This window comes from Streptomyces sp. NPDC000880 (assembly GCF_053599675.1).
In genome coordinates, this window is the sequence record NZ_JBSFMS010000035.1 from 40,215 (window position 1) to 56,955 (window position 16,741).

The window sequence follows — 16,741 nt, forward strand, 5'->3', positions numbered from 1 at the left end:
AATAACGTCATGAGGCCAATAGGGTTATGGCACATACACCTTTCACTCTTTCGTGTGTGCGGCTTGTCGAACGGGCCTTCGTGCCCGCAGCCGGCTCCCTAGCCGTCGTAGTCCTGGATCCGGCGGCCCTTGCGGCGCTGCATCGAGGGATGCGCTCGTGCGGGTTGTCTCCAGACGAATTCGGCGCCCCGGCGCACTGTTTCGTGGCCCCCTGGCGGAGTCGCAACGCACGTGGCGGCCGCCCTGCGGCCCCCGCAGCCCCTGAAGACCCCGATGGAAGGACTCGCTCCCCGTGCCCACCTTGAAGCAGCGCACTCTCCTGGCCGTCGCCGGTGCCACCGTTGCCGTACTGGCAGTGGGCGCGCCCGCCTCCACCGCCGCGCTCGGCAGTGAACAGACGAAGGCACCGAGGGCCCCGTCCGCGGCGGCGCGTGGTGCGGCGTACATCGAGACGCGGCTGTTCTTCGGCACAGAGCGTCCGGACGGCGGGCCCGATGTGACCGACCGGCAGTTCATGGCGTTCATCGACCGGAGTGTCACGCCGAGCTTCCCGTCCGGGCTGACAGTCCAGGACGGCCGCGGACAGTGGCGGGACTCCAACGGCACCATCGAGCGGGAGCGTTCGTACGAGCTGATCCTGCTCTACCCGGCCGCGGAGGCACACCTACGCGACCGGCAGATCGAGCGGATCCGCGAGGCCTACGTCGCGGCGTACGCCCAGGACTCGGTGACTGGCGCCGTATCTGGCGGCGTCGCGCTGCTCGCCGTACCGCCTACTGCGTGGCGTTCCTGAAGGGCGTAAGCTCCGACAACCGCGGCCGGGAGCTGGTCCGCTCGCTCATCGAGGTACGGAACGATACCGGCGCCTTCGATCCGCTGCTGGTCGTCGTCAGCAGCAGGCGCACCGAGCACAGCCACCGGAGAGTGCGGGGGCTGACCGAGGATCTGTACGAGGTCTGGAAGCACAAGCTCCAGGACGCGCGGGGCCGTCGTACGGCCGACCTCTGGTATCTGCCCATCCAGGTGGGTCCGCCGCTGTCAGCCAACGACCGCGACTACGAGCAGCACAAGGAACAGGCCGGCATGGCCGGCCGGTTCACCACGGACCGGCCGGCGGCCTGGGCCCGCCGTGGAGTGACCATCGCCGCCACCGCCCTCGCGCTCGCGTTGCTCGGCGCAGCGGCCGCCTACGCGATCAACGCCGAACAGCAGTGGCAGCAGGGGCACTGCGACCTGAGCCGGTCCCATCCGGACGCGGACACCCTGGAGCGGCAGGCAGCGACCGGCGAGTGCGTGGGCGTCGCCCCTCACGGCTACGCCTTCGGCGCCGCGGACGAGCGCCTTAAGCAGACCCTCGCCACGATCGACCGGCAGAACGACGAGGCCGACGAGATCCACCGCGACGCCCCCCGGCGGCCCGTGGTGACGCTGGTGCACCTGTCGGCACTCCTCAGCAGCCCCGGCAAGGGGCAGGCGTCCAGCGCCCTCTCGTACGCACGGGAGGCCCTGCAAGGCGCGGCAAGCGCCCAGCGGCGGCAGCTCGACAAGCGGGGGGACTCCGATCCCGTCCTGCGGATCTACCCGGCCAGCGCCGGTTCCGGAATGCGCTACGGTCCCGAGGTCGTCGCCACGATCGAGCGGATGATGCGCACCGACCGGACCGTTGTCGGCGTCACCGGGCTCGACCAGAGCCGCAAAGCGACGATCACAACCATCGGCGAACTGACGCGCGTCGGTCTCCCGATGGTGGCCACGACCCTGTCAGCGGACTCCCTCGACGACCACTCGCCCCTCTACTACCAAGTGTCGCCGCAGAACCGGAGGGAGGCGGAGGTCGCCGCAGCGTACGCCTCTTACCTGGCAGAGAAGGGGAAGCTGCAGCGCGCGGTGCGGATCGTCTACTCCGCCGATCCGGCCGACGAGTACAGCAAGAACCTGCGCGACGACGCCGCCAAGTCCTTCGGCGCCGACGGTTTCACGGTCGAGAAGCAGGGCTACAAGCCATCGCCCACCCCCGCCGGCACCTCCGGGTACCCCGGGGCTCAGGCCGTGGGCGAGAAGGCCTGCGGGTATGACGGGCTGGTGTTCTTCGCGGGACGTTCGGAGGACTTCGAGACCGTCCTCTCGTCGTCCAACAACTCCTGCGGCTCCAGCCCGCCGACCTTCCTCGGCGGCGACGACGTGGCACGGCTCGCGGCCGATCCCACACGGCGCGGCGCGTACCCCAGAGTGCCTTACGAATTCCTGGACTTCACGCGCGGGACGGCGTCCTGCGAGGACGACAGCGATCTCTACAGCACGATGAAGCGGCTGTTCCCCGAGGAGTGCGAACAGGTGAAGAGCACCTCGCTCGACGGACACGCGGCGCTCGCCTTCGACGCAGTCAACCTGTATCTGAAGGCGGTCGGCCGGCTCCAGGACACCGCGCCCCAACTGCCGCTCACCCCGCCCGCCGTGTGGCACGCGCTCAGCAGCATCCACGGGGGCGCCGCCCTGGACGGGGAGAGCGGGCGCATCGACTTCGGCGGCGTCGTTGACCAGCAGATCCCGCTGGACAAGCTCATCTCGGTCCAGCGCGTCGACGGGGCGAAGCCGCCCGTCCAGGTCGGCTTCTGCGGGCTCTGGGGCACGTCGCGCGAGAACGCGTGGTGCCCGGATCCGGAGCGGAGCGGGAGATGAAACCCATGTGAGGCAGGAAGGCTTAAGGAGTGCGGGTTCGCGGCCTCCTGCAGCTAGCCCCCAAAGGCCCCCATGCCCCCAGGGCCCAGTGGGCACCGCTCTCCCGCCTCAGCCGCCCTGGCTGCCGAAGTGGCCTGAGCAGGGAGACTGGGCGGTCACCTGCCCAGCAGTGCCGTGAGTGCGCCCACCGGGTCGGCGTCGGGGGTGCCGCGGGGCCACCAGTCCTCGCGGTCCGGGTCCGATTCATAGCCGTACCAGAGGCCGTCGCGGCCGAAGCGGAGTTGGAGGGAGCGGGTGGAGAGGTGGTTGCGCCAGGGGCGGAAGTGGGGGAAGTCGGCGGCGATCAGGGCCGGGCGGGCGCGGTCGAAGGGGCCCGCGGGCGGGTCCCAGGGCTCTTCGAGTACGGCGAGGGCCTCGCGTCCGCCCTGCCGCCAGGCCGCCACCGCGCGGGCCAGGTCCGTGGGGGTGTGGTCGGTGGCGGCGGCGAGGTCGCGGTAGAGGGCCCGAGTGGAGGCGGTCAGGCCCGAGCCGGGGTGGGCGGCGGCAAGCCGGACCGCGTCCTGCCACTGGGTCAGCTGCGCGGTGGGGTCGGCGCCGGTGGTGAGGAGGGTGTGGGCGCGGGTGGCCGCCTCGGTGGCAAGGAGGTCGAGGGCGAGGGGGTCGGGCGCGTCGGGCGTGTGGGGGTAGGCCGGGGGGCGGCCCGGGTGGCTGGGCGCGGGGAACGGGGGCGGGAGAGCCGGGAGCGTGCGTGGCGCGAGGGCCTCGCCGGCCGGGACCGTCGGCAGGCGCGCGGCGGTCGCGGCGCTGGTCCGCTCGGCCGCCGACCGGGTCGCGTTGCGATGGGAGAGGTCGGCGAGGATTTCGCGTTCACCGCGGCCGCGCATCAGGAACAGCACGAACGGGTCCTCGTCGAGCATCCTGGCCGTTTGGTAGCAGAGCGCGGCCGCGTGCTTGCAGGGGTAACCGTCGTCCGGGCAGGAGCAGTCGGGGATCAGGTCGCCGGGCGCGGGCAGGAGGTCCGCCACGGCTGCCAACGCATGCGGTACGTCCTTGTCGAGCAGCGCCGCGATGTGGTCGGGGCGGGCCGCCGCCGCGGCCAGGAAGTCGTCCCAGTCGTCGTCGGTGAGCGTACGGAGGCGGATCTCCGTGCGGTACGGGCGGGGTCTGGTGCCGTGGACGTACGCCATGACCCGGCCCGGCGTGACCGTGATCGCGTCGACATGGCCGCGGTTCGCGTACGCACGGCCCCGGGTCAGCCGCGCCCGGTCCAGCGCGGTGTCCTCCAGCGCCTCCACCCAGGCGTTGCCCCACCAGCTGGACGCGAACTCCTCGCCCGTGAGGGGCTCCAGGGCCGGGAACGTCCGCCGGCGGTCGTCGTGACGGGAAGGCGTGCGCGGTGTCATGACGGCCTCCGCAGCGAGACGAGGTCGGCCAGCTCGCGGTCGGTCAGCTCGGTCAGGGCCGCCTCCCCGGAGCCGAGGACCGCATCGGCCAGTGCCCGCTTGGACGCGAGCATGTCGGCGATCCGGTCCTCCACCGTGCCCTCCGCGATCAGCCGGTGGACCTGCACCGGCTGTGTCTGGCCGATGCGGTACGCCCGGTCCGTCGCCTGCTCCTCCACCGCCGGATTCCACCAGCGGTCGAAGTGCACGACATGGCCCGCCCGGGTCAGGTTCAGGCCGGTGCCGGCCGCCTTGAGGGAGAGCACGAAGACCGGGATCTCGCCGGACTGGAAGCGGTCCACCATGTGCTCGCGCTCCGCCACCGGCGTTCCCCCGTGGAGGAGTTGGGACCCGATCGCACGGGACGTGAGGTGCGCCGAGAGCAGGCGGGCCATGGAGACGTACTGGGTGAAGATCAGGACCGAGCCGTCCTCGGACAGGATCGTCTCGAGGAGTTCGTCGAGGAGTGCGAGCTTGCCGGAGCGGCCGGCCAGCCGCGCGGTGCCGTCCCCCGCACTGTGCTCCTTCAGGCTGTGCTCTTTCAAATACTGCGCGGGGTGGTTGCAGATCTGCTTGAGTCCGGTCAGCAGCTTCATCACAAGCCCGCGCCGCGCGATGCCCTCCGCGCCCTCGATCGCCGCCATCGCCTCCCGTACGACCGCTTCGTACAGTGAGGCCTGCTCCCGGGTGAGCGCCACGGGATGGTCGGACTCCGTCTTCGGCGGCAGCTCGGGCACGATGCCCGGGTCGGACTTCTTGCGACGCAGCAGGAAGGGGCGGACCAGCCGGGACAGCCGCTCGACCGCTTCCTCGTCCTCGCCGTTCTCCACGAGGCGTGCGTGGCGGGAGCGGAAGGCCTTCAGCGGGCCGAGCAGTCCTGGGGTCGTCCAGTCCAGCAGCGCCCACAGCTCGGAGAGGTTGTTCTCGACGGGCGTGCCGGTCAGCGCGACCCTGGCCGGGGTGGGGATGGTGCGCAGGGCTTTGGCGGTCGCCGAGAACGGGTTCTTGACGTGCTGCGCCTCGTCGGCGACGACCATCCCCCAGGTGTGCGCGGCCAGCCGGTCCGCGCTGGTACGCATCGTGCCGTAGGTGGTGAGGACGAAGCCGCCGTCGAGCTCCGGCAGGGTGCGGTCGGCGCCGTGGAAGCGGCGCACCGGCACGCCGGGGGCGAAGCGGGCGATCTCCCGCTGCCAGTTGCCGAGCAGGGAGGCGGGGCAGACGACCAGCGTCGGGGCGGTGCGGTCGCGGTGGAGGTGGAGGGCGATCACCGTGACCGTCTTGCCGAGGCCCATGTCGTCCGCGAGGCAGCCGCCGAGCCCGAGCGAGGTCATCAGGTCGAGCCAGGCGAGGCCCCGCAGCTGGTAGTCGCGCAGCGTGGCGGCGAGGGCAGGTGGGGGTGCGACCGGGGTGGAGGCCGCCGTGAGCCGGTCGCGCAGGGTGGCCAGCGCGCCCGTCGGCACCGCCTCCACCGTCTCGCCGTCCACGTCCGCCGTGCCGGTCAGCGCCACCGCCAGGGCGTCGACGGGCTGCAGCAGCCCCAACTCCCGCTTGCGCGCCTTGCGTACGAGATCGGGGTCGACCACGACCCACTGGTCCCGCAGCCGCACGATCGGTCGGTGCGACTCGGCCAGCGCGTCCATCTCGCGCTCGGTCAGCGGATCGCCGTCGAGCGCCAGCTGCCAGTTGAACTTGAGCAGTTTGTCGCTGTCGAAGAAGGGGGTGCCGTCCGTCGCCGAGCCGGGCGCGGGCCGTACGACCGCGGCGGCCGAGAGCGTACGGGCGAGCTCCTTCGGCCAGTGCACGGCCACCCCGGCCGCCGCCAGCCGTGCCGCCCCCGGTCCCAGCAGCTCGTACAGATCGTCCTCGGTGAGCGGCAGCACATCGGGCACGTCCCGCTCAAGGAGGCCGGCGAGCGGCGGCCAGACCCGGGCCGCGCGGCGCATCGCCAGCACCGCGTCGATCCGGGCGCGCGGCCCGAAATGCTCGTCCCCGTCGCCCGCCCACAGCCGGGCGGCGTCGATGACCAGCGTCGGATCGGCGAGGCTGTGCACCTGGACGAGGGCCGCCCCGGCGTTGCGCTCGGCCCCGTCTTCCTCCCCGATGTCGAAGAGCTCGAACGCGGACAGGTCGAGGCGCAGCGAGATCCGCACCCCCGCGTCCATGCCCGCCGCGGCCTCCGCCGCCCACTCCCTCGCCCCGGGCAGATGCTGGGCGGAAGCGGCCGCGAACGGCGCCCCCGCGGCGTACGCGGCAGCCGGCGTACGCGGCAGGGTGTCGGCCACCGCGTCGAAGAACGACCTCACCAGCGTCTCGGGGTCGGGCAGCTGCAACGGCCGCAGGTCCGGGACGGGGACGGCATGCGCCTCGTACGGCATGGCGGCGGCGATGGCCCGCAGCTGGGCAATGTCGTCCGCGTCCAGGGGGCCCGCGCGCCACGCGTCATGATCGGCCGCGGTCAGTCCGGGCAGCAGCCTGCCGCGCGCCACCAGATGGACGGCGTGCAGTGCTGCCGCGCCCCAGCAGGCCGCGGCGGGGTGCGCGGCGGGGTGATGGCGGGCGCGGGTCAGCAGCGGTACGGCATCGGCGACCGGCAGCAGCAGGGCGGGGACGGTGCGGCTGCGGACACCCGCGTCGGTGCCCGCGCCTGTGTCTGCGCCCGCGCCTGTGCCGTCGCGGCCTACGACGGTGAGCCAACCGCTCAGCTCGCCGCTCGCGCCCCGGAGCCGGTCGCCGTCCGGATCCCAGAAGGCGACCCGGCCCTCACGCGGCAGCGGCGCCGGAATGAAGACCGCGGCACACGTGTGCAGCGTCTCCCGCAGGCGCAGCATGTCGGACGTCACAGGGTCACCTCCCACCCACGGGTCGTATGCGGATGTACCGAAGTACTGGATCTACGACCTTACGGGTGGGGTCTGACAATGTGCTGCGACATCCGCCCGAGCACCTCGCGACCTGCGGCGACGGTCTTCAGGCCGCAGGAGGCACCGATGGCGGCGAGAGCGGCGGGACAGCCTGCGGTGGTGACGGTGCCTGCGCGGGTGCCCGTGAGGGCTGTGACGGTGACGGCGGCTCCACTTGTGGCGGCTGGGACCCGGCCTGCGGATCCACGGCCCGTGAACCGGCGTGCGACTCGTGCACCTGCGGCTGCCCGGGCTGCTGAGCCGCCCGTTCCAGGAACCGCAGCAGCTCCACCGGGAAGGGCAGCACCAGGGTCGAGTTCTTCTCCGCCGCGACCGCTACCACGGTCTGGAGCAGCCGCAGCTGAAGCGCCGCGGGCTGTTCCGACATCACCCCGGCAGCCTCCGCCAGCTTCTTCGATGCCTGAAGCTCGGCGTCCGCGTTGATGACCCGGGCCCGCCGCTCACGGTCCGCCTCCGCCTGCCGCGCCATCGACCGCTTCATGGCCTCGGGCAGCGAGACATCCTTGATCTCCACCCGGTCGATCTGCACGCCCCATCCGATCGCCGGACTGTCGATCATCAACTCCAGCCCCTGGTTGAGCTTTTCGCGGTTCGACAGCAGATCATCAAGATCGCTCTTGCCGATGATCGACCGCAACGACGTCTGCGCCATCTGCGAAACCGCGAACCGGTAATCCTCCACCTGCACCACAGCATCGGCGGCATCGACGACCTTGAAATAGATCACCGCGTCGACCCGCACTGTCACGTTGTCCCGGGTGATGCCGTCCTGCGCGGGCACCGGCATGGTCACGATCTGCATATTCACCTTACGCAGCCGGTCCACGAACGGCACGATCATGGTGAAGCCGGGTCCGCGCACGTCATTGCGCAACCGGCCGAGGCGGAAGACCACACCTCGCTCGTACTGCTTGACCACTTTGGCGGCCGCCACTACATACGCCCCAAAGCCGGACGCGGCCACCACACCCGCAGTCACCAGCTCCTCGATCATCAGGGCACCCCCTACCGTCCGAGGTGGATGTCAAATACCACGGTATGCCCGGTATGCCCCCTGGGGCGAGACTCAAGCGCTGTCTCGGGCGTAGCCGTGCCGCCCGGTCGACAGCGCCCGCCCGGCCCCGGCGGAACGGAGGAAGGCCGCACCCCGGGGGCGGCCTTCCCTGAGCGGGCCGAGCGGGCCGAGCCGTCTGAAGCCAGACCGAGCCGACCGACCGGGCCCAGCCGAGCCCACCCCATGCCGCTAGAGGCGCTTGCGTACGAGAGTGACCAGCTCCGCCGTGTGATTGCGCCGCACCCAGGCGATCCCGCCGAAGACGACGAAGAGGATGACCGGCGTGATCGCGTACTGGCCGTCGAACACCGTCACCTGAGTGATGAAGGCGCCGATCATCAGGCCCATGAAGGCGAGCGCCGAAAGCCCGGAGAGAATCGGGATCACCAGCGCGATCGCGCCGGCCAGCTCCAGGCCGCCCGTCAGATACATGAACCAGTCGCCGAAGCCGATCTTGTCGAAGGACTCCGCCGCGGAGGAGTGGCCGAGGAGCTTGGGCGCGGCGCTCGCGATGCCCATGAACACCGCGAGCACGATCTGGAGCATACGCACGGCCAGGTGCGAGCGGCGGCCCAGGGAGGTTCCGGTGGCGGCGGTCGTGGGAGCGGCGGCGGCGGTCGTTGCGGACATCGTGGTCTCCTCCGGTAAGCATTCCGTAGTGCTTTCGCAGAGATAGACCGGGAGGCGCCACCGGACTCATCGCCCCCCGTGCCCCGACTTCAAAAACTTCAACTTCTCCTTGTCCGGCCCGGCGTTCAGAGCTCGAACCAGCCGTGGCCGGAGTACCAATGGCGGCCTGCCCGCAGATGGTCGCCGATCGCGCGCTCCAGCGTCGTACGGCGCGGCAGGGCGTCGAGCTGCAGTTCCGGATCGCCGAACACAAAGCTGGTCGGCCAGCGTGTAACGAGAGACGTCGTCCGGCACGGAACGCTCCCGGTGGTATGCCCGTACGTACGGGAGGGCCGCGACGAAGACGTACACCGGGAAGCAGCGGGCCGGCGCGCCCGAGCCATCGGGCATCCGCGGCAGTTCCCCGCCTCCGCCGATCCTGCCCATGTCCTGGAGCATCTCCTGGACGCCCCTCTCCAGCAGTCGGCGCAGCCCGGGGTCCGCCGTCATCCGGCCCCGCAGCGCCAGGAGTTCGTTGATGTCCTCGTGCGGCACGGCCAGGTCCAGCAGCGCCTCGGCCAGCTCGTCCGCCTCCGGCAGCTCCACCAACTCCGTTGTCACCAGCGACTCCTCCCCCTCACCGTCCCGGATAACCGGGATGTCCGGATCAGTTGTGCGGATATCGGTCGTACGGATGCACCGGTTCGCCGTTACTCGCCGTGACACGGCCGGTCTGCAGACCCAGATCCTCGGCCGGCACCGCGCCCTCGGCCGAATCGCTGCTTGTCCACTGCTCGGCTCCTCGACGTCGGCATCGGCTCGGTTACGGGAACGGCTCGGTTACGGGAACGGGGAGGGGATACGGGTGCATCCTGTAGTAGGAGATGCATTGCCATGCGCACTGGGAGTGAACCGACAACTGCACGCAGTCCCCTGCGACTGCGGCTCTGGCTGAGTGTATGGGGCCTGATCTGGGCCGGAACGGGCACGGCGGCCTTCGCCCTCGCGGCGCGGCCCGGCTGGGCGGCGGCGTGCGGGGTGCTGCTGCTGATCGTCACCGTCGACCTGTTCATGGTCCTGCGGCACATCCACCAGGGGCCGCACTACCAGCCGGGCCGCGACATCCCGCCGTACGAACCGGACCACGGCGGCCGCGGTCCGCGCCCCGGTCGCTAGAGCGCCAGCGGATTGCGCAAGATCAGGCCTCGAACGTCAGGCCCCGAATCTCAGGCCTGCGCGTCGAAGCGCGCGGCCTTTACATACTCCGGCTTCGGGTCCAGCGCCGCCGCCAGGCGGAAATGGCGCTTGGCCTGTTCCGGACGGCCGGCCCGCTCGAAGGTGCGGGCCAGTGCGAAGTGGGCGAAGGCGTTGTCCGGCTCGCGCTCCAGGACGAGCTCGAATTCGAGCTCGGCCGGGCGCAGTTGGGCAGCGGCGAAGAAGGCGCGGGCACGCAGCAGCCGGGCCGCGGTGTTTTCGGGGTGGTCCGCTATCACCGAGTCCAGCAGCTTCACGGCGCCGCGCGGATCCCTCGCGGCCAGCAACTGCTCGGCCGCGCGAAAGTCGATGACGTGCGTCTCCGGATTGCTCTTGGGCACGGTCGCATCCTTCCCCTTGCTTCCCGGTTCCAACACCGCCTCCGGCAACGGTATTCCGATCAAGCCTCCTGACGCGGGAGCCGGGCTGCCCTAACGGGAGCCGGGCTGCGCTGCGGCGCGCTGGGTCAGCTCCGCCCAGACCTTGCGGACCTGCGGCTCCAGATCCTCCAGCGGCCCGTCGTTGTCGATGACCAGATCGGCGATGGCCCGCCGCTGCTCGCGCGTGGCCTGGGCCGCCATCCGCGCACGCGCCTCGGACTCCGCCATTCCGCGCAGTCGTACCAGTCGGTCCAGCTGCGTCTCGGGCGAGGCGTCGACGACGACCACCTCGTCGTACAGGGGCGCCAGGTTGTTCTCGGTGAGCAGCGGTACGTCGTGGATCACAACGGCGTCCGGTCCTGCGGCTTTCTCCAGCTCCATGGAACGCGCCCCGACCAGCGGGTGGACGATCGAGTTGAGCGTCGCCAGGCGGTCTGTGTCGGCGAAAACGATCGAGCCGAGCTTGGGACGGTCCAGGGTGCCATCCGGGCTGAGGATCTCCGGGCCGAAGGCCTCGACCACGGCCTCGAGTCCGGGCGTACTGGGCTCGACAACCTCGCGAGCGATCTTGTCGGCGTCGATCAGCACTGCTCCGTACGACTCGAGGAGACGGGAGACTTCGCTCTTGCCGGCACCGATCCCGCCGGTCAGGCCCACCTTCAGCATGGCCGCAGCCTACGTGAGCGGGCTATGCGTCACCCTCCCGCTCGGCGAGGAAGCGTTCAAATTCGCGGCCGATCTCGTCGGCGGACGGCAGGTCCACCGGCTCCGCGACCAGACTGCCCCTGGTCTCGGCGCCCGCCACCGCGTCGTACTGGTGCTCAAGGCCCTGCACCAGCGCCACCAACTCCTCGTCGCCCTCGCCGATCTGCCGGTCGATCTCGGTCTGGGTGCGGTGCGCCTCCGTACGCAACGAATGCGCGATGCCCGGCAGGACGAGGCCCGTCGCGGCCGTGATCGCCTCCAGGGCGGTCAGCGCGGCGTCGGGGTAGGAGGAGCGTGCGACATAGTGCGGCACATGCACGGCGACGCCGAGGACGTCGTGCCCCGACTCCATCAGGCGGTACTCGATCAGCGACTCCGCGCTGCCCGGCACCTGCGCCTCGTCGAAGGGACTGCGGTGGCCCGGCATGAGGTCTGTGCGGTTGCCGTGCGGGGTGAGGCCGACGGGGCGGGTGTGCGGGACGCCCATCGGAATGCCGTGGAAGTTGACCGCGAGCCGCACTCCGAGCCGCTCGACGATCTGGCTGACGGCGGCGGCGAAGCGCTCCCACTCGACGTCCGGCTCGGGGCCCGCCAGCAGCAGGAACGGCGCGCCTGTGCCGTCCTGGACCAGCCGGACATCCAGCGTCGGCGTCTCGTAGGCGCTCCAGCGGTCGCGGCGGAAGGTCAGCAGCGGACGGCGGGCGCGGTAGTCCACCAGCCGGTCGTGGTCGAAGCGGGCTACCACCTGGTGGGGCAGCGTTTCGAGCAGGCTGTCGACAATCTGCTCGCCGGTCTCACCCGCGTCGATGTATCCGTCGAAGTGGTACAGCATGACCAGGCCGGCCGATTCCTGCGCAAGCGCCATGTCGACGACGGCGAGGCCCTTCGGCTCCCATTCGTACAAACCCTGCGGATCAAGCACGATTACCGCTCCTCCTCGTGTTCGTACAGAAGAACGCCTGGTGACTCACGGGCATTCCCGCCTCACGCGATGAACACATCGAAGGGGAGGCTCAGTTCGCAGTAACGCAGTAAGGCCCGCTCCCCAGGGGGAGCGGGCCTTACTTTCAGCTAGTTACCAGCTGGGGTCGGAGCGTCAGCTCTGGCCGCCGGCCAGCTTCTCGCGCAGGGCAGCCAGGGCCTCGTCCGACGCCAGGGCGCCGGAGTTGTCGTCCGACTCCGAGGAGTACGAACCACCCGTGACACCCGCACCGGCGTTGCCACCGGCGGCCGGGGCGGCAGCGCCCTCGGCAGCAGCGGCCTCGTCGGCCTCGCGGGACTTGATGACCTGGGCCTGGTGCTGCTCGAAGCGCTGCTGCGCCTCGGCGTACTGGCCCTCCCACGCCTCGCGCTGGGTCTCGAAGCCCTCGAGCCAGTCGTTGGTCTCCGGGTCGAAGCCCTCGGGGTAGATGTAGTTCCCCTGGTCGTCGTAGGACGCGGCCATGCCGTACAGCGTCGGGTCGAACTCGACCGAGGCCGGGTCGGCACCGAAAGACTCGTTGGCCTGCTTCAGCGAGAGGCTGATGCGACGGCGCTCGAGGTCGATGTCGATGACCTTGACGAAGATCTCGTCGTTGACCTGGACGACCTGCTCCGGGATCTCCACGTGGCGCTCGGCCAGCTCGGAGATGTGGACCAGACCCTCGATGCCCTCGTCGACGCGCACGAACGCACCGAACGGAACGAGCTTGGTGACCTTACCCGGGACGACCTGACCGATCTGGTGGGTCCGGGCGAACTGCTGCCACGGGTCTTCCTGCGTCGCCTTGAGCGACAGGGAGACGCGCTCGCGGTCCATGTCGACGTCGAGAACCTCGACGGTGACTTCCTGGCCGACCTCGACAACCTCGGAGGGGTGGTCGATGTGCTTCCAGGAGAGCTCGGAGACGTGGACGAGACCGTCGACGCCACCCAGGTCCACGAAGGCACCGAAGTTGACGATCGAGGAGACGACGCCGGAGCGGACCTGACCCTTCTGCAGGGTGGTGAGGAACGTCTGGCGAACCTCGGACTGGGTCTGCTCGAGCCAGGCGCGGCGGGACAGGACCACGTTGTTGCGGTTCTTGTCCAGCTCGATGATCTTCGCCTCGAGCTCCTTGCCCACGTAGGGCTGGAGGTCGCGGACACGGCGCATCTCGACGAGAGATGCCGGCAGGAAGCCACGGAGGCCGATGTCGAGGATGAGACCACCCTTGACCACCTCGATGACGGTGCCGGTGACGATGCCGTCCTCTTCCTTGATCTTCTCGATGGTGCCCCAGGCACGCTCGTACTGAGCGCGCTTCTTCGAGAGGATCAGGCGGCCTTCCTTGTCCTCCTTCTGGAGAACCAGGGCCTCGATCTCGTCGCCGACCTTGACGACCTCGTTCGGGTCGACGTCGTGCTTGATCGAGAGCTCGCGGCTCGGGATAACACCTTCGGTCTTGTAACCGATGTCGAGCAGGACCTCGTCCCGGTCGACCTTCACGATGACGCCGTCGACGATGTCGCCGTCGTTGAAGTACTTGATCGTCTCGTCGATCGCGGCGAGGAAAGCTTCCTCGTTACCGATGTCGTTGACCGCTACCTGCGGAGTGGTGGCGGTGGTCTCGGTGCTGCTCGTCATGTGGGAAAGGGCTCCGGTACGGACATTGAGTCGTAGGTACTGCTACGCCGAGAGCCCGTATCGCAGCTGTAGAAGCCGGCCAGCCTAGGAAGCGCCGCCCAGAGAAGGTGACGCCTCGTGAACCGAGGGGACATACATACAGATGCGAGCGCGACCTGCTCTGTCTGAGGCGCGCAGGCCCGCAGCGCAACTTGTAGCATACGGGGGCAGCCGGACACGGTCAATGCGCGAAGGCGCACACCCAGGGCGGAACGCCCCATACCCGGCACAACTAATGTTTGCCGAGGCCACAATGGCCGCCATTGGCCGCGCTGAGCGCAAACTACAACGACGGTGACGATGTTCCAAGATTTCGAGCCGGAAGCCACCCGCCGTAACGCCGGCGACTCGGAGAGCAGCCGCGCCAGCCGCGGCTGGTGGGACCGGAACGCCGATGAGTATCAGACCGAACACGGCGCGTTCCTGGGCGACGACCGCTTCGTGTGGGGCCCGGAAGGGCTCGACGAGGCGGAGGCGGGGCTGCTGGGTCCGGCCGGTTCACTGAAGGGGCTCGACGTCCTGGAGATCGGCGCGGGCGCCGCGCAGTGTTCGCGCTGGCTGGCCGCGCAGGGCGCGCGCCCGGTGGCCCTGGACCTCTCCCACCGGCAGCTCCAGCACGCGCTGCGGATCGGCGATGACGTCCCGCTGGTCGAGGCGGATGCGGGGGCGCTGCCCTTCCTGGACGGCTCGTTCGACATCGCGTGCTCGGCGTACGGGGCGGTGCCCTTCGTCGCGGACCCGGTGAAGGTCTTCCGCGAAGTGCGGCGTGTGCTGCGGCCGGGCGGGCGGTGGGTCTTCTCGGTCACCCACCCGATCCGCTGGGCGTTCCCCGACGAGCCGGGTCCCGAGGGTCTTTCGGTGGCCGCCTCGTACTTCGACCGCACTCCCTACGTCGAGCAGGACGAGGCGGGTCGTGCGGTGTACGTGGAGCACCACCGGACGATCGGCGACCGGGTACGGGACGTGGTGGCCGGCGGTTTCCGGCTGGTGGATCTCGTCGAGCCCGAGTGGCCTGCCTGGAATCGCCAGGAGTGGGGCGGCTGGTCCCCGCTGCGCGGGAATCTGATCCCGGGGACAGCGATCTTCGTCTGCGAGCGCGACTGAGCGCCCAGCGGCGATACCCCGGGCATGTTCGCCTCAAGGCCGGGGAAGAACTCACGCACTCGTACGTCGGACTGCCGTTCCCATCGGGGGGGTTCGCATGCACGTCTGCCCGGAGTGCGGAAAGAGCGAGGCGGTGGAGAGGCTGAGCGTCTTCTACGGCGGGATGTCCCCGGACGCCCCGCGCAGCAAGGGCTACGCCCCGCCCGTGGCGGCCGAGGCGCAGTGGCGGTGGTGGCTCGTCCTCGTCGCCGGCGGGATCGCGCTGCTGGTCACCGGCAGCTGGCCGGGCGGGCTGCTCGCCATCGCCGTCGGGGTCGGCGGGCTGATCTCGGCGGAGTCGACCGCGTCCCGCCAGCGGGTCAAGCTGGCCTCCTGGAAGAACCGCATGATCTGCAAGGCTTGCGACAAGACCTTCCCCTCGTAGGCGGCTTCGGCCTCAGCACTCTTGCGACACTGGGGCGGTGATCCGCGACGAAGCCCTCGGCAGCCTCCCCGTACGCTCCGCCCTGCCCGCCCTGGAGCGGGCGCTGGACGAGCACGGGTGCGCCGTGCTGTGCGCGCCGCCCGGAACCGGCAAGACCACCCTCGTGCCGCTGGCCCTCGCCGAGCGCGGCGCTCGCGTCGTGGTCGCCGAGCCGCGGCGGATCGCGGCGCGGGCCGCGGCCAGGCGGATGGCGTGGCTGCTGGGCGAGAAGGTCGGCGGGAAGGTCGGCTTCACCGTGCGCGGGGAGCGCGTGGTGGGGCGCGGCACGGTGGTGGAGGTGGTGACCACCGGTGTGCTGCTGCAGCGGCTGCAGCGCGACCAGGAGCTGGCCGGGGTCGATGTGGTGATCCTCGACGAGTGTCATGAGCGGCATCTGGACGCGGACACGGTGGCCGCGTTTCTGCTGGATGTACGGGCCGCGCTGCGCCCCGAGCTGCGACTGGTGGCTGCCTCGGCGACCACGGACGCGCAGGGCTGGGCGCGGCTGCTCGGCGATGCGCCGGTGGTTCAGGCGCAGGGCGTGGCGCATCCGGTGGATGTGGTGTGGGCCCCTCCCGCGCGGCCGGTGCGGCCGCCGCACGGGATGCGGGTCGACCCGGCGCTGCTGACCCATGTGGCCGCTGTGGTGCGCCGTGCGCTCGCCGAGCGCACGGGCGATGTGCTGTGTTTTCTGCCCGGGGTCGGTGAAATCGCCCGGGTGGCGGGCCAGTTGGGGAATGTGGAGGCGGAGGTCCTCCAGGTCCACGGGCGCGCACCCGCGGCGGTGCAGGACGCGGTGCTGTCCGGGGGTCCCGGGCGCCGGGTCGTGCTCGCGACGTCGGTCGCCGAGTCGTCGCTGACCGTGCCGGGCGTACGGGTCGTCGTGGACGCGGGTCTCGCGCGCGAGCCGCGCACCGATCACGCCCGAGGCCTGAGCGCGTTGACCACGGTGCGGGCTTCACAGGCGGCGGCGCGGCAGCGGGCGGGACGAGCCGGCCGGGAGGCTCCCGGCATGGTGTACCGCTGCTGGTCCGAGGCGGAGGACGCCAGGCTGGTGCGGTTTCCGTCGCCCGAGATCAAGGTCGCTGACCTGACGGCGTTCGCCCTGCAGGCGGCTTGCTGGGGCGATCCGACGGCCTCGGGTCTCGCGCTGCTCGATCCGCCCCCGGCCGGTGCGCTGGCCGCGGCGCGCTCGGTACTGTCCGCGGTCGGCGCGGTGGACGCGGCGGGCCGGGCGACCGAACGGGGCGTACGGATGGCCCGGTTGGGCCTGCATCCACGGCTGGCGCGGGCGCTACTGGACGGCGCGCACGAGGTGGGTGCGCACCGGGCCGCCGAGGTGGTGGCCCTGCTCAGCGAGGAGCCGCCTCGGGAGTACGGGGACGACCTGGCCGCGGCCTGGCGTACGGCCCGCCGGGGTGGCGACGCGTATGCGGGGCGCTGGAGGGCGGAGGCGGGCCGGCTGGCCGCCTCGGCGGCCGGAGCC

At 70.8% G+C, this 16,741-nt stretch carries 14 protein-coding genes and 1 pseudogene; 6 read left to right on the forward strand and 9 right to left on the reverse strand.

Going from position 1 to position 16,741, the window contains the following annotated elements; translation table 11 throughout:
• Positions 1-292: 292 nt before the first annotated feature.
• Together ACWDO5_RS14645 and ACWDO5_RS14650 are read left to right on the forward strand one after the other, a co-directional pair.
• Positions 293-793, forward strand: a complete 501-nt coding sequence (locus ACWDO5_RS14645) for a DUF3574 domain-containing protein (RefSeq protein ID WP_450530639.1) — start codon at positions 293-295, stop codon at positions 791-793.
• Complete coding sequence (locus ACWDO5_RS14650; protein WP_450530640.1) at positions 781-2,679, forward strand: ABC transporter substrate-binding protein; 1,899 nt, start codon at positions 781-783, stop codon at positions 2,677-2,679. Before ACWDO5_RS14645 ends, ACWDO5_RS14650 begins: the two co-directional genes overlap by 13 nt.
• Positions 2,680-2,834: 155 nt before the next feature.
• On the opposite strand, the gene ACWDO5_RS14655 is transcribed toward ACWDO5_RS14650, so the two are convergent.
• From ACWDO5_RS14655 to ACWDO5_RS14675, 5 genes and pseudogenes are all read right to left on the reverse strand, one after another.
• Positions 2,835-4,082 (reverse strand): SWIM zinc finger family protein, encoded by a 1,248-nt coding sequence (locus ACWDO5_RS14655; protein ID WP_450530641.1) that lies wholly within the window; start codon positions 4,080-4,082, stop codon positions 2,835-2,837.
• Positions 4,079-6,949 (reverse strand): DEAD/DEAH box helicase, encoded by a 2,871-nt coding sequence (locus ACWDO5_RS14660; protein WP_450530653.1) that lies wholly within the window; start codon positions 6,947-6,949, stop codon positions 4,079-4,081. The genes ACWDO5_RS14655 and ACWDO5_RS14660 overlap by 4 nt, the downstream gene beginning before the upstream one ends.
• Before the next feature lie 139 nt (positions 6,950-7,088).
• Positions 7,089-8,036 carry an SPFH domain-containing protein gene (locus ACWDO5_RS14665; RefSeq protein WP_450530642.1) on the reverse strand — a complete coding sequence of 316 codons (948 nt, stop codon included), beginning with the start codon at positions 8,034-8,036 and terminating at the stop codon, positions 7,089-7,091.
• Positions 8,037-8,285: 249 nt separating this feature from the next.
• Positions 8,286-8,726 carry a DoxX family protein gene (locus ACWDO5_RS14670; RefSeq protein WP_450530643.1) on the reverse strand — a complete coding sequence of 147 codons (441 nt, stop codon included), beginning with the start codon at positions 8,724-8,726 and terminating at the stop codon, positions 8,286-8,288.
• Positions 8,727-8,851: 125 nt separating this feature from the next.
• Positions 8,852-9,326 (reverse strand): annotated as a pseudogene (locus ACWDO5_RS14675) (acyltransferase domain-containing protein).
• Between the two features lie 273 nt (positions 9,327-9,599).
• Between ACWDO5_RS14675 and ACWDO5_RS14680 the strand changes: the two are divergent.
• Complete coding sequence (locus tag ACWDO5_RS14680) at positions 9,600-9,881, forward strand: DUF6343 family protein (RefSeq protein WP_450530644.1); 282 nt, start codon at positions 9,600-9,602, stop codon at positions 9,879-9,881.
• Between the two features lie 50 nt (positions 9,882-9,931).
• On the opposite strand, the gene ACWDO5_RS14685 is transcribed toward ACWDO5_RS14680, so the two are convergent.
• The 4 genes from ACWDO5_RS14685 to rpsA all read right to left on the reverse strand — a co-directional run bounded on the left by ACWDO5_RS14685 (position 9,932) and on the right by rpsA (position 13,649).
• Complete coding sequence (locus ACWDO5_RS14685; protein WP_450530645.1) at positions 9,932-10,300, reverse strand: tetratricopeptide repeat protein; 369 nt, start codon at positions 10,298-10,300, stop codon at positions 9,932-9,934.
• Positions 10,301-10,390: 90 nt separating this feature from the next.
• Positions 10,391-11,005, reverse strand: coding sequence for a dephospho-CoA kinase (gene coaE / locus ACWDO5_RS14690; RefSeq protein ID WP_450530646.1), 615 nt, complete (start codon positions 11,003-11,005; stop codon positions 10,391-10,393).
• Positions 11,006-11,027: 22 nt separating this feature from the next.
• Positions 11,028-11,966: a PAC2 family protein gene (locus ACWDO5_RS14695; RefSeq protein WP_450530647.1), complete on the reverse strand. Its 939-nt coding sequence runs from the start codon at positions 11,964-11,966 to the stop codon at positions 11,028-11,030.
• A 174-nt stretch (positions 11,967-12,140) separates the two neighbouring features.
• The gene (gene rpsA, locus ACWDO5_RS14700) at positions 12,141-13,649 is read right to left on the reverse strand and encodes a 30S ribosomal protein S1 (RefSeq protein WP_398988003.1); all 1,509 of its coding nucleotides are present in this window, start codon (positions 13,647-13,649) and stop codon (positions 12,141-12,143) included.
• A 339-nt stretch (positions 13,650-13,988) separates the two neighbouring features.
• On the opposite strand from rpsA, the gene ACWDO5_RS14705 reads away from it, so the two are divergent.
• The 3 genes from ACWDO5_RS14705 to ACWDO5_RS14715 form a co-directional block, all read left to right on the forward strand.
• Complete coding sequence (locus tag ACWDO5_RS14705; RefSeq protein ID WP_450530648.1) at positions 13,989-14,792, forward strand: class I SAM-dependent methyltransferase; 804 nt, start codon at positions 13,989-13,991, stop codon at positions 14,790-14,792.
• Positions 14,793-14,889: 97 nt separating this feature from the next.
• Entirely contained in the window at positions 14,890-15,216 is a 327-nt protein-coding gene (locus ACWDO5_RS14710) for a hypothetical protein (protein ID WP_450530649.1), read from the forward strand.
• 37 nt (positions 15,217-15,253) lie between these two features.
• Positions 15,254-16,741, forward strand: a 1,488-nt coding sequence (locus ACWDO5_RS14715; RefSeq protein ID WP_450530650.1) for a DEAD/DEAH box helicase, incomplete at its 3' end; no start/stop codon positions are given.